The sequence below is a fragment of the Bradyrhizobium sp. Kon56 genome, from assembly GCF_055807635.1.
Window position 1 is genome coordinate 1 of the sequence record NZ_JBVVOU010000087.1, and the last position, 2,276, is coordinate 2,276.

General features: G+C 63.0%; 1 protein-coding gene and 1 pseudogene. Both read right to left on the bottom strand.

Annotated features, from left to right (window positions below):
• Nucleotides 1-1,098: MHYT domain-containing protein (locus tag AC0L3B_RS38025; protein ID WP_473382660.1), on the bottom strand; the 1,098-nt coding region annotated here is incomplete at its 3' end.
• Nucleotides 1,099-1,944: 846 nt separating this feature from the next.
• Nucleotides 1,945-2,276 (bottom strand): annotated as a pseudogene (locus AC0L3B_RS38030) (transposase); the annotation flags it as partial.

Here is a 2,276-nt window from a genome sequence, read left to right on the forward strand (position 1 = left end):
CTGGGCCTCCAGCCATTCGGTGATATCCTCGAAGGTCGCGACCCAGCCGCCACCCTGCATCGGCTGGTTGACGACCCGGATGGAGCGGCCGAACCTGGTCACGATGTCGGTCGTGGTGCGGCTCTCGCGCGCGTCGGCGACGAGGCGGGCGAAGAATTCGCCAGCATCGCCCTGCCACTGGCCCTTGGCCTGCTCCTCCCGCAGCACGTCGACCAGCAGCCGGCCGGTGAGCAGGATGTCGGTGCGGCCGAGCATCGCGGCATAACGCTCGTTGAACAGGATGATCTTGCCGTCCGCGTCGAACATGCAGAGCCCCTGCGACATGTTCTCGAGCGCCGTGTCCAGCACCCTCTGCTGGCGGCCCAATTCCCCCTTGGCCCGCCGATCGAGCAGCGCGGCGACCAATGCGATCACGATGATCGCAGCCGCAGCACTCGCGGTCAGAACCGACAGCGACGTCGGCGGGATCGACAGGCCGCTGATCGGCAGCGTCGGATCCGGCGTCAGCTGCACCGCGCCCATCGCCGTAAAATGATGCGAGACGATGGCGACCGTCAGCAGCACCGCAGCACCGAGCGTGCCGGACAAGTTGTCTCGCCGTTCAGCGACATGGAGCGCGAATGCGCCGAAAACCACCCCGAGCAGGATCGAAGCGGCCACCGTGCCCGTCGCCCAGCTGACGCGCGCAGGGATCTCGAGCGCCATCATGCCGGTATAGTGCATCGCCGCCACACCGCCGCCGACGATCGCCCCGCCAAGAGCGACGAGGCCCGGTCGCATGGTCGAGACCGCAACGCCCAAGCCAACAAAGGTGATGGCGATGGCGAAGATTAGCGACAACAGCGTCACCGGAACATTATAGGCGCCGCTGGCGCCCGGTCCGTAGGCCAGCATCGCGATGAAATGCGTCGCCCAGATGCCGCAGCCGGCAACGACTGCATCGAGCGCCAGCCAGACCAGGCGGCCCGATCCTTGCGTCGCGCGCGCCCGGTGAAACAGGCTGATCGCAGCCGTACTTGCGAGCAGGCAGAGCGCGCCCCCAAGCGCGACCAGTCGCCAATCGTGTTCATCGGTCAGACAGTAGAGCACTTGATACATCAGCATCCCCCAAGGCCTGCGATCACCAGAGCGGGGAAGTGGTGGATTTTAGGTAACGAAGGAGGACCGGCTTGCCGGATGGTGAACAGAGGCTTCCAGAATCAACCATTCGTTGTCAGTCGAACGACATTCGTCAAACTTCTTTCAACGGGCGATGGGCTTTGCCTGGACAATCAATCTTGACGCGCAAGCAGCAGCGCCGGTTTGCAGAGGGGACGGCGCATCATTGTTACGAGCAGGCTCTCGTCCATGGTGCCTCGCAAATAGAACGGCCTCCGCGGAGCAACGCGACGACCGCTGCTGGGTTGCCTAGAGCTGACAAGGGCGTTTCCAACCTCCACCCGAGGGGTGAAACGAACTGGATATTTCGGGTTATATTCGTCGCGCTCCGCCGAAGGGCGACAACATTTGGGATGTTGCCGAGAGGGCGCGGACGAATGGCAGAGTGCCGAAGGTACGCCGCAGAGAGTAACGCCACCTCAGTTGCCGGGCTCCTGCGCGATGGCGGAGAGTGCCCCGGCTTCAGCTTGGCTCTGAGGCGGATGGCCGGAGCCGCCTCCGCCGGCTCGGCGGCGGGCCGGCACGGATTAGCTTTCTGCTGATTTTCCATGTTCCCGTAGTACGTGAGATATTGCATACTTTTCCCGATTTGAGACTGCTGCTTTTCCCTTGAGGCTTTTGCAATGTCGAACAGAATAATCGAAGATGATCTGGAGATGCTGCGCCTGATCAAGGCATTCCAGAAAATAACTGACCAGGACACCCGGCGAATGATCCTTCTCTACGTCGAGGAGCAGCTCGAAAAGCGCCAAGCGAAGGTACCGGAAAGCCCTTCGCGCTAACGCGCCAGGCGCCGAAGTCGCGGCCTTTCGAGAACACGTCTCCAGTGCCGATGGCAGCCACCATCGCGCTCGAGATGATCGGGCCAATGCCGGGCACCGTCATCAGTCGCTCGCAGCTTTTGTCTTGACGGGGCAATGCTTCGATCTCGCTGGAGAGGTCCTCGATACGCTCATCCAGCCGGCGCCAGTCGCCCGCCAGATCCTCAATGATGCGCAACATGCGAGGCGAGAGCACATCGGTGCGCGTCGCGAGGATACTCGGCAACTCGGACCGCAGGGAGCGCAGGCCTTGCCGCACGGCGATGCCCCGCTCCAGCAGGAACGCACGGATCTGAT